The following is a 14909-nucleotide window of genomic DNA, read 5'->3' on the forward strand; positions in this document are numbered from 1 at the left end:
AGTGTTTCGCGGGTAACGGGTGTGCCAGGATCGGTCTCAGCCTTGGCCATGAGAGGTCCCCTGTTTGGCTGCGGGATGATCGAAGATCAGGCAGGTGGTCGTCGCGTGCGCATACAGTTTGCCGTCGGGGCCAATGATCCGGCCCTCGGCCGTCGCCACTGTACGCCCCGCATGAATGACCTTGCCCTCGGCACGCACCAACGGGACCTGGTCGTTCAGAGGGCGTACCATGTTGACCTTCAGTTCCAGCGTGGTGTAGCCCTTGCCTGCGGGCAAGGTCGAGTGCACAGCACAACCTACTGCCGAGTCGAGCAGCGTAGCGAACCATCCGCCATGGACGGTGCCCAGTGGGTTGTAGTGCCTGCGCTGTGGGCGACCTTGGAAAACGGCAATGCCGGGCTCCATGTGGATCGGCACGAAATCGAGCGTGTCGCCGATGGGGGGGGGAGGCAGTTCTCCAGCAAAGATTGCTTCGAACACTTGCATGCCTGTTCGACCGGCGATCTGATCCTGCGGCGCGGTGTCGGCGACCAGCAAGCGCGCACGAACCGATTGTTCCTCCGCCTCCCAGTGAGCAACGACCTGATCGACTTCCATCGGCGTTTCCTTCTCTCCAGATAATTGCATATGCAAATATTGCAGGTACAATATACCCCATGAAAAATACTATCAAGCCACAGGGCTGTACCAATCTGAAACTCCGCCAGCTCAATCGCATGGTGACGCGTCACTACGACCGCTACGTCGCCGAGTCCGGCCTGAAGAACACGCAGTACGCATTGTTGTCGCATGTGGTCAGGCTGGGGCCTATTCGGCCGAGCGATCTGGCCAGGCAAATGCAGATGGATAATTCGACCTTGACTCGAAACATGCAGTCCCTGACCGCTCAGGGGTGGCTGGAGATTGGTGCAGGAGGCGATGCCCGCAGTCGCCTTGTCGAAGCGACCGAGGCTGGATGCGTAAAGCAAGCCGAAGGCCAGCGGGCCTGGAAGGAGGCACAGCGCGCACTCAATGGTCTACTCGGCGTGGAGCGCGTGGCGGTATTGCACGAATTGCTCGACGCATGCATTGCGAGCCTTGACGACGATCTTGATGAGGCCCCATCAGAATGACTCGCCAGCCGCTTCGCAACGCATGACGTGGGTGGGAAACCAGCGTGCTTGACGGATATCCCATCTCGAGTGTCGGGAGCAAATCACACCGAGTTCAAACCCTCATGAATTTTCTGATTCTCTCGCCGCACTGATCAGCTCGGATCATCCCAGGCGCCGCATCCAGTTTGACCAGGCCGTCCTCCATGAAAACTACCCTGTCGGAAATTGACATGGCGAAGTCCATTTCATGGGTCACGATCAACATGGTCATGCCTTCTTTTGCCAGGTCGCTGATCACCTTGAGCACATCGCCGACCAGTTCCGGGTCAAGGGCTGAAGTAGGCTCATCGAACAGCATGATGTGGGGATCCATCGCCAATGCGCGGGCGATTGCCACGCGTTGTTGCTGGCCGCCCGACAACTGATGCGGATACTTTTGCGCATGCGCCAGCAGCCCGACCTTGTCCAGCAGGGCGTAGGCGCGCTGCTCGCTGATGGACTTGTCACGGCTGTGATAGCGCGGCGCGAGGGTGACGTTGTCGAGGATGGTGCGATGGGGAAACAGGTTGAAGCTCTGAAACACCATGCCGATGCGCTGCACCCCGTGGCGTACCTGTTGCGTGTTGGTGTTGTCACCGGCGTGGATATAACTTTCGCCGAATAGAATGATCTCGCCCTGGTCGATGCTTTCCAAGGCGTTGACGGTCCGAATCAGCGAGGTTTTTCCCGATCCCGACGGACCGATAATGGAAATCACCTGACCCACGTTGACCTCAAGGTTGATGCCCTTGAGCACGGCGTGCTGGCCGTAGCGCTTGTGAATGTTGACCAGTTGCAGGGCGGGTGCCGAGCCGGGCCCCGGCGCTGTACGAGCGTCTGCCGGAGAGGGCGCCGCCCGTGACGCGCGTAGACGCCGCAGACTGATGTCATCCAGCGTTTGTGGTTTGCGGTTGTTGAGCTCCAGGTGTTGCTCCAGCCAATGAAACAGCCAGCCGAGCACGGTCACGATCAGCACGTAATACACCGCCACAGCCGACAGGGTTTCCATGACCAGGAAGTTTTGCGCGTAAAGGCGCTGGCCCACGGTCAGCAGTTCGGTCAAGGAAATCACCGAGACCAGTGAGGTCAGTTTCACCACAGTGATGTATTCGTTGATCAGTGTCGGCAGGGAAATGCGGAATGCCTGTGGGATCACGATCAGGCGCTGCAGGCCGATCAGGCCGATGCCCAGTGCGCGGCCGGCTTCTTTCTGGCCTTTGGCAACGGATATCAAGCCGCCCCGATGAATTTCCGCCATGTACGCCGACTCGGTGACCACCAGTGCCAACAGGCCGGAATAGAAGGGGTTGGACAGTACGCCACGGGTGACCGGGAACATCTGCGGCAGGTTATAGACGAACACCACCAGCACGAGCAGCGGCACGCTGCGAAAGAACCAGATATAAACCGACGCCGGCACGCTGACCCAACGCGTGGCCGAAAGCTTGGCCGACGCCAGCAGGAAGCCCAGCAGCATGCCGATGAACCAGGCCAGTGTGCTGAGTTCCACCACCGTAATGCAGGCTTTCCAGAAGTCCGAGACCGAAAATAGAGAAAAGAAGTAGGGCCATTCAAATTGCATGTATACCTCCAACTGCTGGCGTCGACGGAGGTTTCACCTATGTCGGGCAGTCAAGCGAACGCCGCCGACTGTGGGAGCGGCCTCGCTCCCACAGGGCTGCACTGAGTCAGTTAGTCGGTTCTTCCAGGTTGTACTTCTTCAACAGGGCGGCGTATTCACCCGACGCTTTCGTCGCATCAAAGGCCTTGAGCAGCGCTTGGTAGAGCGCGTCGTTGTCCTTTTTGATGTAGATACCCAGCGTCTGTTGATAGATCGAGTGCTCGGTGCTGATCACGACCCGGCCTTTGGTGCGTTCTGCGATCATGCCGGCGGCGCCGTCGATCTCCACCTGAGCCTGTACGTTGCCGGAGAGCAGCGCTTGGGTCACTTCAGGGGCGGACGGAAATTCGCTGACCATGATCGCGCCCTTGTTGTTCGGGACGCAGTAATCGGTCGAGAGTTTGTTGAATTGCGTCACCCAAGTGGTGCCTTTTTCCAGGCCGATTTTCAGGCCGCAGAGGTCTTCCGGTACTTTCGGTTTCAGCGGGCTGTCCTTCAGCACCATGATCGCTGCGCCGGTCTTGGCGTATGCGATGGTTTGCGCTTGGGTCTGCCGTTCGGGCGTGATGTACATGCCCGAGATGATCGCGTCATAGTGACCGGCGTTCAGGCTCAGCAGCAGGTTGGAAAATTTGGTGTCAACGAAGTCGGCCTTGAGGTCCAGATGTTTGGCAAGCAATCGCGCCAGTTCGGGGTCGGAGCCGACGACATTTTTTTGTTCGTCGTATGACTCGAAGGGCGGATAGGTGATTTCCATGCCGACCTTGAGGACGCCGGGTGTCACCGTCGTGGCTGCGTGGGCACCTGCCGCACCGAGGATCGCGAAGGCCAGCAGGGACAAGCGGACAGCGATATTCATTGGATTGCGCATCATCGGTGACTCCACGTCGAAAAAGTAGGATTGGACTGGTTTTGAAGCAGGGTTGTTTTGGAACGGGTCGGGGGTTGCATCAGGACGCTTCCTGCGTCTGGTTCTTCAAGTGACCGAAGCTCGATGGCTTGCGCGCGCGCTCGTACAGTTTGAGTTCGCCGCGTTCGACCTTGCGGCGCAGGTATTGATAGGTTTGCAACGCTTGGCCAAACATGTGCTCACCGATGGTGATTTCCTCGTAATCCTTACCACCTTCAAGAAACTGCGGCAGTGGCTTGATTTGCGTATGGAAATCGCACGCATAGAAGAGTGGAAACGAGTAGCGCTCTTCGCTGACGGTTCGCACTCGGTGAGCCGTCGCGACGAATGTGCCTGCGGTCATGACCTCCAGCATGTCGCCGATGTTGACCACAAAAGTACCGTCCATGGGCGGCGCATCAATCCATTGCCCCTGATCGTTCATCACCTCGAGGCCTGGCTTGTCGGCAAGCAAAATGGTGAAGCATTCGTAGTCGGTATGCGCACCAATGCCGGGCGCGTCTTGAGCCGCCAGGTCAAATGGGTAGTGGATCAGGCGCAGCTTCGACGGTGGGCGAGTCACCATTGCCTCGAAATAGTCCTCCTCCAAGCCCAAAGCGAGGGCGAAGCCCTTGAACAAGCGCCGACCTAATGCAAACACCGCGGCGTAGTAGGCTTCGACGGCGGGACGGAAACCCGGCAGGTCCGGCCATTCGTTGGCCCCGATCAGTGGTGTGCCGGCAATCACCAGCGGATCGTCTTCGCTCACTTCGAAACCGATATCGAAAGCTTCCTTGTGATCCGGTTTGCCTTTGGCATAGACCTCTTCACCTTCAGGCACAAAACCCTTGTGGCTGCGCGAGGTACCGATGTAATGCTGCATTTTGTACTCAAGCGATTGTGCGAACAGGTCCTTCGCCGCTTGACGCAATCCGTCGATCAGTGACGACTCGATGCCGTGGTTCTTGATGTACAGGAAACCGACCGCACGGGCGGCGTTACCCAGTTCTGCGGCCACTGCCTGGCGCTGGGTGAGGTCGTCGCTGTACAGCCCGGCGATATCCACCACCGGAATGCGATTGAAGTTGGCGGCCGTGGGCGTTTTGTCAGGCATGAGGGAGCACTCCTTATCGGGTTGAGGTGCAGGCGAAACGCCGAAAATGCTCGCGCTCGGTGTTTGCCATCCACACGTTCAGCGACCACAGATCAGCCACCGGCACGTTGGTGAAGGGCAGGTGATGCAGGTAGCCGTCGGCGCCGAACTCCGGTGTCAGCGTGCTGACCTGATACCCGCGTTTTTCCTGGGATCGCCAGATGGCCTCCCAATGTTGTTGATGGAAGGCAAGCGCTTGGCTGTACTCGGGGGCGGCGGGGTGGGGCACTTGCGGTCCCTGGTCATAACCGACTCGGGCCTGGATATGGTGAACGCGTTCGACGAAGGCGCTGAGGTCGTCTTCCGGATCGTTGAGCAGGCGCTCGCAGGTGACGACCCAATGACTGATGTCGCTGGTGAAGCGCAGGTCCGGCAGTTGACGAATCAGCTCGAGGGTGACCCAGGGGTTGAATAACGAGCGAGCGCGATGGGTTTCGAAGGCGCACACCTGGCCATGTTTGCGCGCAAGGTCCATCGCGCGGCCAAAGAAGTCGACTTGCTGTGCCAGTGGCCAGCGGTCGTTGCCAGCTAGCAGATTGATGAAGCGCGGCGCCAACTCAGCCGCCCAGCCGAGTTTCTTGTCGAGGTCCAGAAGGTGTTCGTCGACGGTTGCCGACTGTTCCGGCAGAACGTCGTAGGCGCTGAAGACGGTGCTGATATAGCTGACTTTGTTGATGCGTAGAAAGGCTGCGAACTCGGCACGTTCGCTGGCGGTCATGGGCAGGCGGGCTTCCATGCCATCGAACCCGGCTTCAAGCAGCTCGTCGAGCGCTTGTGCCTTGCTCGCGGTGTAGCCCCACAACGTTCGGAATATTTCCAACTTCATCGATCTGCTCCAAAGGTTCCTTCGCATGATTGACACGGCGACGTTGCGGCTAACCGAAACGCACAACGAACGGCAGTGGCAATCAGAAAAAGCAATCTTCGGGCCGCATCTCTATGGAAAGGCTCCTTTGTTGCCGTCAATAGTAGGGAGGGGCGGTTGGCGGGAAGAATAGGGAAGCGCAAAAAGATAGTTCAGAGATTTCTAAACTATTGATCACTGGTTGCGGCGCTGAATCGTCAGCCCTCGATCCGGTCCTCTGGAACCTGTAGCGTTGACCACTGCCGAGGGGGATGGCTTTCTGGACGCGGTAGAACGCAATGATGTCGAAGTAAAGTGTTCTGTTTCCGAAGTGTTTGGTCATTGCTCAATGATTGACTTCGCTTGTTCGCACTGACTGATGTAATTTTCGGGAAGTGTTCTGCCATCAAGAAGTAACGCCAGTTCCTTGGTGCAAATGGGTAGCATCACGACTTCGTAATATTTTTGCCATTGCGCCATGGTTTCTTCGTTGTTTTGTCGTACTGCTTTATAGTTACCACCGATCATTAGGCCGGCGAACGCCGCGACCAATAGTGCAATCATCGCGAAAGGCATCAGACTGCGCCAGTCGGCTGCTGACTCTTTACCGAGCAAATAAGTGAGGAAGGTAGCAATGATGCCTAGGATTCCTGTGACTAATGACTGTCCAAGCGGCGTTGCACTGCCACCTGCGATCACGCCCAAAATCGTGCCAAGAAAACATAATGCTATTATCAGCGGTGTATGCCCCGGCTCAAGCTTATGCCGGGATAGCTTTAATGTTGCCAGGCATAGGGTGATATTCAATATTATGGCGACAAGCGAAGGGCCCGCCATATAGGTGATGGAGTGCAACAGTGGATTAAGGCTTTCCATGCAGTCATCCCAATTAATGACAGTTTAGTTTCGCTGTACACTATGCTTATTGCATTTCCTTGTACAATTCGATGCCGCCCTTATACCTTTCGATTAAATCATGATATGACGGTTGTCCGTTCTCAGGTTTCAGTTCGTCCGAGCGCCGCCACAATTCGACGCCCTCGCGCTGTTCCTCTAGACGCAAACGGAACTCTTCTGGTTGCTCATTTATACCTGGCTTCCAAGAAACACAACAGCGGCGGGGCTTTTTCGGTCCTATGCCGATCGCGCTGTCAACGGAATCGGTAGGTGAAACTGCCAAATCAATAATCTCTGCACTGTACGTCTCGAAGGAAGCAAGCAGCATAGACAGTAGGACGGTGGTTTTGTGCAGGCTCATTGAGTCACTCCATCGTGGCGATATGTCCATCATTGGGTAAGGCAGTTTTATAAGCTATCGTGCTGCCTTAGAAGCATCACGGGGAATCAACCTCCTGCCTCTACACCGTGTCCTGGTTCCACGGACGAACCTCTATACGCAATATCGCCGAAATACCAGGCCGGATGCCGTTTTCGGTCTTTATCGGGATATCGAAACTCACTCCTGTTTGATCCGGCAGGGCCTGGGTGATGCAAGGAGTCGTTGCCAGGTTAGGTGTCTTGCTTTGCTCGCCACGTAATATCCTGTACCCGATGGGCTCTGCGGCATCAGGAATGGCTTCCACCAGAATCAGCTCTCTGTAGATGTAGCTGCCTTCGTAATGCTGATTTGGCCAGAACGTGTTTTCAACCATATAATCTGGTACCAACACTGCCAGATCGAACGCGAACGCTACAGACTTGGCTTGGCTGACACTTTTGGTTTCATCGAGGAATACTGAGAACAGTTGAGGGCTGGCGCTCCTGTCCGGAGTGGGTACGCCGGCAATGAGTGGAAAGAGTTCGTCGTACATCCGGTGGATCGCTGAGTTTTCGCGTACAACCCGGCGATGAATCTGCCATTGGCTGCCGCGTACACTAGCGACGATTTCGAATTGGTAAGAGGCTCTGATCTCTTTGCCCTTGTCTTTTTCATCTTGTATGTCAGCAGGTAAAGTCAAACTGTCGATATCCAATATCCCGTCAATGCGCAGACTCCCGAACAGGAAGCGCGTCAGGTTCTGGTATCCCTCTTCAGAGTTGACGATGCCGTAGTGCCCGGAATGGCTACGATGGGCAAATGCGGCAGGTGAACGAACGATCTGGTTTGCGCTGCGCGAGAACGTAGTAGCGTTGGTGATCCTGACCAAGCCATCACTTGCATCGCCCACGGCCCATGCACTCATGCCTTTCATAACGGTGTAGTCGCTGGGGTTGGTGCCCACGAGGTTGAATACCCGTTCGGCGGGGAAATTAGTGAGTAAAGAGACGTCTGGATTACTGGCGGGGATCAACTGCGACGGGGGAATGGCGAAGTAGTCGGCCATGCGCTTGCGATTGAAGTTGTCGGCATCACCAAAAGTGGCCCATGCCGGAACATTACGTACGATTCTCAGATCGATGCCGTTATGAGGAGTGGCATAGGTGAATAGTTTGTCGACGGCTTGCCGGGCCTCGGGACTTCCTAACTTCGGATTTTGTAGAAAGGCTCGGGCAACCAGGCCGCCCATGGAGTGAGCGACCAGATAGCAGCGGAAGTCTTTTTCGGTGACTTCATTGTCTAACGGCTTGCCGGTGATGGGATCATCGCCTTTGCGGCATACGAGCGTACGCACTCTGAGAATTAGATCGCTCAGGCCTTGGGCAAAGTGCTGAATGGGCGGAGTGTTCCCACTCCCGAAAGTCTCGGAAGCTTCATCGTAGTAACGGAAGATAATAATCGATTGATAGGGCAGCGCGATGCTGCGTAACAACGGCTGGGTCGGATCCCCTGGGTCGGGTTCGGTGAGGTCTTGGCCGTTAACGTAAATATCATCATAGCGGCGTTTGCTTTGTTCTCGGCCCTGATCGAGCCAAACGATTTCATCTTTGAGTCGAACCATGGGCGACTCAAAGAAGAATTTCTGAACCTTGCCGTTCCACAATTGCCGTGACTTGGAGGAGCCGACGTTAAAACCCATGTAAGGATCGGCGACGGTTTCTTCAATTTCATCGTTGGTGGCGGCGAACCCGCGCACGTATATGATCGGGTGGTAAGGGTGATGTTTATTCACGATGGCTCTCTCTTTTCTGTTCAGGTTGAACAGCAAAAATTGCATTAAACACCGGCGCAATTTCGATCTTGAAGACGAAGTAGCACTGTAAGTGTTATTCCATTTTCTACTTTTTGGCGGACGCTTCACGTACGCTTCCGACAGCCTTTACGATTGCCTCTAACTCTGCGCTGCGGGTGGCTTCGGTCTTGCCTGAAGGATTGAGAATATCGGTCAGCTTGGTGGCGAAGTCTTGAGACGCCGCTTGGACGTGGTCTTCCCGAGAGACTCTGACCAGCAACCAGGAACCGCCTTTAAATAAGGTACCCGCAGGATCGCTTATATAGGGGCTATGGCTGCCCTCGATGACTCTCATAGACGCAAAGTCAGGAAGTTTGTCTCGGCGCTCCATTCTGATGATCGCGTAATAACCTTCCTGTAGGGGCGCACGGCTGGTTCGTGGCGCTAGTACGGTCTGGGACTGAGCCAGGGTATTGCCGGTGTAGGGGGGATCGAACTCCATCTGATAGCGAAGCTCAACGTCGTCGCCGTTAGCTCCTAATAGTGCACCGCCCAAGGTATTGAGCAAGTTGAGTACAGGTGTGCCAGGTGCATAGGCTGTGCTGCCGACTTTTGCCAGTTCTTGAAGCAGATGGCGACCTTGCTCGTTTTCGTCGTTGTCGAGCTCCATGATCGCCACATCCATGAAGAACGTGCTGCCCTCAAAGGTTTTGGGGCCATAGAGGGGGATATTCAGTGCGTTGATCAATTGTCCGCTTTCGCGGACGTCTTCGTTGTAATAAACAACGCGGCCGTTGCGTTGGATATCGGCGGGGTTAAAGGTGAGCCCAGTGGTCGTGGTGCGCTCTCCGACGTTCGCCAAAATGGCTATTTCACCTCGGGTGTTCTGCGCCGCTCCCAGACCACTGGCATTCCCGTCTCCTCCGTTGCAGGGCACGGCGCCGGTATTGCTGCTGGAGAACCAGTCTCGAGGGGTAAGGCGCTCGCGGAAATCGCAGATATAAGCAGCCGTGAGTTTCACTGAGATCGCTTCGCCTTTTGTGATCGGCGTGAGGTCTTTTTGCGAGGGAAGGAGGAATACGCTTACGACGTGGATACCGTCAGGGGAGTGGGCGATTTGAACTGCCCCTTCGTTGTGTTGAAGGTTCTGCGAGCAGCCTGCCAAGACAGTCCAAAAAGCCGCAGACGCAAGGTAGTGAAAACAGTTGGACATTATGTGCACCTCCTGATGTCAAGCGAGAACCAATTGGTACAGGTGGACCAAAATCAGTTACAAACGCGCTCATCTGTTTACGAGATGCAGACTCGTTACCTCAGAATACCGACAGCCAAAGGAATGCTAGAAGAGTGATGTAGAAATTAGCTCGATTCTTTCTGAGTGCCAGTTTTTTTTTAAAAAACCAAAAAAATAAGCTCCATTAAATTGCATAGCTACCTAATGAGAAAACTAAACCAGTGAAAGCATTGTTCTGTAGATGCTGCTGATCCTGTCCACGCTCCCCAGTGGCGTGAGTCATTAAGGGATTGTTCGGATGGTTTGATTGTTGACGTCAAATTTCCGTATTGACCAAGAAGGAATTAAAATTTACGGACTTAATAAACACTACCGTATCCGTTGAAAATTAGTTGGTTTTCGAAAAGGCGTAAGAAGGTACATGCCATCAAAATCGGGCGATATTAAAAATTGCTCTATTCCCCAAGAGCGTTTCAACCGAGTACCGGGGCCGCCGAGGCATCTTGCAGCAAGGATGCCGTTCCATGAATCACTTTCGCACCACCGCCACCCGACGCCCGCTCATGAAACACAGCAGCCCACCCATCGCAGTCAAGGCGCTCAAGGCATAGAACATCGTCGGTGCCGGGGTTTGTATCAGCAGGTACCCGCAGATCACCGGGCTCAGGGCGCCGCCGAGGGCGGCCAGGTTTTGGGCGCCGTAGTAGCTGCCGCGCAGTTCTTCCGGGGCCAGGGTATCGACGAAGAGAAATTCGGCCGGGTAGATGATCATTTCACCGAGCGTGAAAATAAACATCGCCACGCACCAACTCAGCATGTCGTCCGCCAGGCTGAATCCGATCAGGCCAAGAATGAACAGGCTGGTGCCCGCAGCGATCCAGTAGCGCAGCTTCTCGCGATCGAGGAACCGGCCGATCTGGTATTGCAGCAGGATGACAGTGATGGCGTTGCAGGCGAGCAGGGCGGCCATGATCTCCAGTGCACGCTTGGGGTCGTGGGTGACCAGCAGGTATTGCGACAGATACAGCGTGAAACGCCCGTGCACCACGGTGCTGAGCAGGCAGCCGCAGGTGAACATGATCAGGGTACGGTCGTTTTTCAGGGTCTTCAGGGTCTTGAGGAAACTGGGCGGTGGGCCCATGGCCGCTGTCGGCGTTCCATCGCCGGGGATCCCCATCATCAGAAAGATGCTGGAGAACGCGATGCCTGCGGCGATCAGGAATGGCGCGATCGGGTAGACCCCCGCAATCACCACGCCGAGCATGGGGCCGGTGGCGTAGCCGATGTTGGTCAGGGTGTAGCGCAGGGAAAACGCTTTGGCGCGCTGGCCGATGGGCAGGTTTTCGCTGAGGATCGCTTTGGAACCGATCAGAAACAGGGCCGACGCGGTCTCGGTGATCACCACGGTCAGGGTGGTCAGGTAGAGGTTTTCGGCAAAGGTCAGCAGGACGAAACCCACGGCGCTGGAGAGCATCGCCAGGATCAGCAGTCGGCGCTTCTCCAGGCGATCGATGATGTAGCCACCGTACAAGGCCAGCAGGGTGGCGATGAACACCGCGATGCCCAGCAGCAAGCCGACATCTTGTTGATTGAGGCCCAGCTTGTTGCTCAGGAACAGCGTGAGCAAAGGGCTGGTGATGGCGCGGCTGACCACGATGGTCAGCGAAACGATCATCAAGCGCCGAATAACGAGCGAGTAAGTGGCCACGGGGGGCAAATGTCCTTATTCAGATTGTTGGCGTACACCGCGATGGCGCCCGAGCCGTCAATAGCTGATCAACCCAGCCACCGTTCCAGCGTACGTATCGATTCCAGGTCTTCCATGCGTCGCAGTTGCTTCAGCAGTTCCGCGGCCCGTTCCTGCGGCATGACCCGCGTCGTCAAGCTGAAGAACTTCTCATCCAGGGCCTCATCGGCAAGTGGATTGCCCGGCGCTCCCAAGGGCACTTCCACACACAGGCTTGCCTGCCGGCCGTCCACGGTCCGCAGGGTCACCACAGGCTCGCCATCCTCATCCAGTCGCGGGTCCACTTCAAGCTGGATGCGCGACATGCACTGAATCAGCAGCGGATCGTTGCGTTGCCGGTCATCATAAGCGTGCAGTCGGCAGTGCCCATGCACCAACCGCGCGGCGAGGGCATACGGCAGGCTCATTTGCGCGGCTGCGAGGCGGGTGATATCCCGGCCGCCACACATGCCGTGAAGAAAACCGCTCAGCCCGACGTGCACGTTTTCGACCTGGTCGACGGGTACCTTCAACTGCTCCAACAGCTGGCCGAGGGCATCGATGGCCGAATGGGTGCCACGACAGGAGGCATGGGGTTTGATCGAGCAGCGAGCGAGCTTCCAGTTCACGCCGAGCTCCGCATCCAGCGCTTCGGGCCTCGAAGTCGCTGGGGCGAGGGTGTTCAGGAAGCCACCCCAGACGTCATCGAATAATTGCATCGGCCCGCTGATGCCCTGTTGGGAGAACCGCGCAGCCAACAGGCCACCTTCTGCGGCGCGCCCGCTGTGCAGCTTCTTGCTGTGCGAGCCGTCGTGAATGAAGGCCCACAGGCCACCGCTGAAGCTGCCGGCAATGCCCAGTGCCATCAGGGTTTGCCGCGTATCCAGACCCAGGATGCGCGCACTGGCGGCGGCTGCGCCGAACACCCCACAGGTCGCGGTGGAGTGCCAACCGGCACCATTGTGGGCGCTATAGCCGCCGCAGGCTTCGAGCACTCGGCGACCAACCTCATAGCCGATCACGACGGCGCTGATGAATTCACGACCACTCACGGGCCGTGCGCGCAGCGAAACCGCCGCCATCGCCGCTGGCAGCACGACGGCCCCGGAGTGATCGCAACCGCCGGTGTCGTCCAGCTCCAGCGCATGGGCGGCGATACCGTTCAGCATCGCTGCCGGGCCCGCGCCGACCTGCAGATCGGTTCCCCACACCGGTACCTCGCCCGCTTCAGCGGCGAACACCTTGTGTGCCTGCTTGGCGATATCGCTCTCGGCGCCGGCCAACGTTGCGCCGAACGTATCGAGAATGTGTCGCTTGGCTTGGGCTACCAACGCAGGCGATAGATCTTCAAACCGCAGATCGACACAGAATTGCGCCAACCGTTGCAAACGTTCGCTCATGAGACGTAACCCCGGTAATGGCGCTCGTACACCGATGCGGGATGATCCTCGGCCACCGGCGCCGCGCTGTCTGCCCACCATTGCGCGACCTCGGCGCCGGTGGCGATCCACACGTCATCGTGCTGTTGAATGCCCTCGATCAGCTCGCGCAACACGCCTATCCGTCCCGGCGTGGCGATGATTTCCGGGTGCAGGCGAAGCACGTAGCACAGGCCGAATCGGTGAAACCCGGCGAAATCCATTTGCAGGTTGCCCAAGGTGTGGCTATAGGAGGCGATCCGTGATTGTGCCGGTGGCACCGCCGGGCTCAAGTTGAAGGCGAAGTAAGGCTCGTCTTCCAGCTCATAATGCAGCGGCACTTCAATGACAGCGGGCGCCGTCGGGTGAGCGAATGGCAAGTCATCGCCACGCCATGACGAGGACCAGCGGATGCCTTGGTCCTTCAATGCGCCGATGAATCCCGGCGCACCATTGCCCGCCGGGATTCGAAAGCCGACCGGGCGCGTGCCGGTCAGCCTGGCCAGGGTCTCGCAGCCTTTGGCGACATCATCGATCAGGGCGACCAGGTCTAGCGCGTCGTAATCTTGATGACGGTAGCCGGCGCAGGCGATCTCATGACCGTCGCCATGGATCGCCTGGATGAGCGCTGGGTTTTCCTCGGCAACGATGCCGGGGACAAACCAACTGCTGCAGACCCCGAGTTCCTTGAACAGGCCGAGCAAGCGTGCCACGCCGCGTTGGGTACCGTAGCGCCATACCGACAAGGTTTTGTCACGCCCGGCAACTTCCGGGGCTTGCGTGAGGATACCGTGGATGTCGTTGTAATCGACGGTCAGTACCACAGCGCAGCGATAGCCTTCCGGCCAGATGGGGGTATCAGCCATGGCGGTGCTCCTTCAACCAGAAGTGGGCGACGTCGCGGCAGGTGGCGAACCACACGTCATCGCGCCGACGCATGTGCTCGAAAAGCTGTTCCAGCAGCAGGATGCGTCCCGGTTTACCAATGATCTTTGGGTGGAAGAGCGTGGTCAGGCACAACCCTTCGTCCATCGCGCCGTCATATTCGCGGCACCAGTTGTCCAGTGTCAGCGCGTAACTGGCTGTACGGTCCAATCCGGAAGGAAAGTTCGGCGCGCGGGTGTAGGCGAGGGACGCGTAATCGTCCATTTCCCATCGGCCTGGGATTTCCACCAGCGGCATATCGAAACCTGGTACGTCCACCAGGTACGGCCGGTCATCGCCGCGCATGCTGCTGGAATAAGTCACGCCGGCTTCCAACAGCATGGCCGGGGTTTCGGCGCGCCAGTCGCCGGACGGCGTGCGAAAGCCTTCGGCGCGAATATGCAGGTGTTTCCAGAACACCTCGCGGGAGATCTGCATCACCTCCTTTTGCCGATCCAGTGTCAGGGCATAAAAGGATTCGTGTTTGTAGCCGTGATAAGCCACTTCATGCCCACGCTCGACAATCGCCTGGCATTGTCTCGGCCAGTTCTCCACGACCCAGGCGGGAACGAAGAATGTCGTCGGGATCCGGAACTCGTCGAGCAGATCGAGCAGGCGTGGCAGTGCCCGGTAAGGGCCATAGCCGCCGAACCCGAAGTACTCGGGTTTGCGCCAGATCGAGCCGTTGAGCATGGCGTCACCGGTCGGGCCATCGAGATCGAAGGCAAGAGCCAGGCACGCCTTGTGCGGCGCGGGCCAGGTAGGTGAGGAGGGCATCGGTAGTGCTCCATCTTTATTCGTAGACACCAGACCTTTTGTGGACGCGGGCTTGCTCGCGATGGCGTCGAGTCAGGCAACATTGACGTTGAACCACTCGCAAGCAAGCCCATTGCCACATCGGAATCAGATGGCCTGTG

14 protein-coding genes are annotated in these 14909 nt (G+C 57.3%); 1 reads left to right on the forward strand and 13 read right to left on the reverse strand.

Annotated elements, in window-relative coordinates:
- Window positions 1-36 precede the first annotated feature (36 nt).
- Entirely contained in the window at window positions 37-597 is a 561-nt protein-coding gene (locus BLQ55_RS14615; RefSeq protein WP_092254643.1) for a PaaI family thioesterase, read from the reverse strand.
- A 59-nt stretch (window positions 598-656) separates the two neighbouring features.
- On the opposite strand from BLQ55_RS14615, the gene BLQ55_RS14620 reads away from it, so the two are divergent.
- Window positions 657-1112, forward strand: coding sequence for a MarR family winged helix-turn-helix transcriptional regulator (locus tag BLQ55_RS14620; RefSeq protein ID WP_092202923.1), 456 nt, complete (start codon window positions 657-659; stop codon window positions 1110-1112).
- A 94-nt stretch (window positions 1113-1206) separates the two neighbouring features.
- Here the strand turns inward: BLQ55_RS14620 and BLQ55_RS32700 are convergent, their stop codons facing one another.
- The 12 genes from BLQ55_RS32700 to BLQ55_RS14680 form a co-directional block, all read right to left on the reverse strand.
- Window positions 1207-2715 (reverse strand): amino acid ABC transporter permease/ATP-binding protein, encoded by a 1509-nt coding sequence (locus BLQ55_RS32700; RefSeq protein ID WP_092254646.1) that lies wholly within the window; start codon window positions 2713-2715, stop codon window positions 1207-1209.
- Window positions 2716-2821: 106 nt separating this feature from the next.
- Window positions 2822-3625 carry an ABC transporter substrate-binding protein gene (locus tag BLQ55_RS14630; protein ID WP_092254859.1) on the reverse strand — a complete coding sequence of 268 codons (804 nt, stop codon included), beginning with the start codon at window positions 3623-3625 and terminating at the stop codon, window positions 2822-2824.
- A gap of 79 nt (window positions 3626-3704) precedes the next feature.
- Window positions 3705-4757, reverse strand: coding sequence for an isopenicillin N synthase family dioxygenase (locus BLQ55_RS14635; protein WP_092202927.1), 1053 nt, complete (start codon window positions 4755-4757; stop codon window positions 3705-3707).
- 13 nt (window positions 4758-4770) lie between these two features.
- Window positions 4771-5622 carry a sugar phosphate isomerase/epimerase family protein gene (locus BLQ55_RS14640; protein ID WP_092254649.1) on the reverse strand — a complete coding sequence of 284 codons (852 nt, stop codon included), beginning with the start codon at window positions 5620-5622 and terminating at the stop codon, window positions 4771-4773.
- A 357-nt stretch (window positions 5623-5979) separates the two neighbouring features.
- A complete protein-coding gene (locus BLQ55_RS14645; protein ID WP_143011736.1) occupies window positions 5980-6516 on the reverse strand; it encodes a hypothetical protein in 537 nt (178 codons plus the stop codon).
- Window positions 6517-6562: 46 nt separating this feature from the next.
- Window positions 6563-6898 (reverse strand): hypothetical protein, encoded by a 336-nt coding sequence (locus BLQ55_RS14650; RefSeq protein WP_092254654.1) that lies wholly within the window; start codon window positions 6896-6898, stop codon window positions 6563-6565.
- A 100-nt stretch (window positions 6899-6998) separates the two neighbouring features.
- Complete coding sequence (locus tag BLQ55_RS14655) at window positions 6999-8735, reverse strand: esterase/lipase family protein (RefSeq protein WP_092254657.1); 1737 nt, start codon at window positions 8733-8735, stop codon at window positions 6999-7001.
- Between the two features lie 61 nt (window positions 8736-8796).
- Window positions 8797-9903, reverse strand: a complete 1107-nt coding sequence (locus BLQ55_RS14660) for a hypothetical protein (RefSeq protein ID WP_092254660.1) — start codon at window positions 9901-9903, stop codon at window positions 8797-8799.
- A gap of 550 nt (window positions 9904-10453) precedes the next feature.
- Window positions 10454-11632 (reverse strand): MFS transporter, encoded by a 1179-nt coding sequence (locus BLQ55_RS14665; protein ID WP_092254663.1) that lies wholly within the window; start codon window positions 11630-11632, stop codon window positions 10454-10456.
- A 68-nt stretch (window positions 11633-11700) separates the two neighbouring features.
- Window positions 11701-13050 carry an MmgE/PrpD family protein gene (locus tag BLQ55_RS14670; protein WP_092254666.1) on the reverse strand — a complete coding sequence of 450 codons (1350 nt, stop codon included), beginning with the start codon at window positions 13048-13050 and terminating at the stop codon, window positions 11701-11703.
- Window positions 13047-13934: a polysaccharide deacetylase family protein gene (locus BLQ55_RS14675; protein ID WP_092254669.1), complete on the reverse strand. Its 888-nt coding sequence runs from the start codon at window positions 13932-13934 to the stop codon at window positions 13047-13049. The genes BLQ55_RS14670 and BLQ55_RS14675 overlap by 4 nt, the downstream gene beginning before the upstream one ends.
- Window positions 13927-14769 carry a polysaccharide deacetylase family protein gene (locus BLQ55_RS14680; RefSeq protein ID WP_092254672.1) on the reverse strand — a complete coding sequence of 281 codons (843 nt, stop codon included), beginning with the start codon at window positions 14767-14769 and terminating at the stop codon, window positions 13927-13929. Before BLQ55_RS14680 ends, BLQ55_RS14675 begins: the two co-directional genes overlap by 8 nt.
- Window positions 14770-14909: the final 140 nt, after the last annotated feature.

It is taken from the genome of Pseudomonas sp. NFACC13-1 (assembly GCF_900104425.1).
GTDB lineage: Bacteria > Pseudomonadota > Gammaproteobacteria > Pseudomonadales > Pseudomonadaceae > Aquipseudomonas > Aquipseudomonas fluorescens_AA.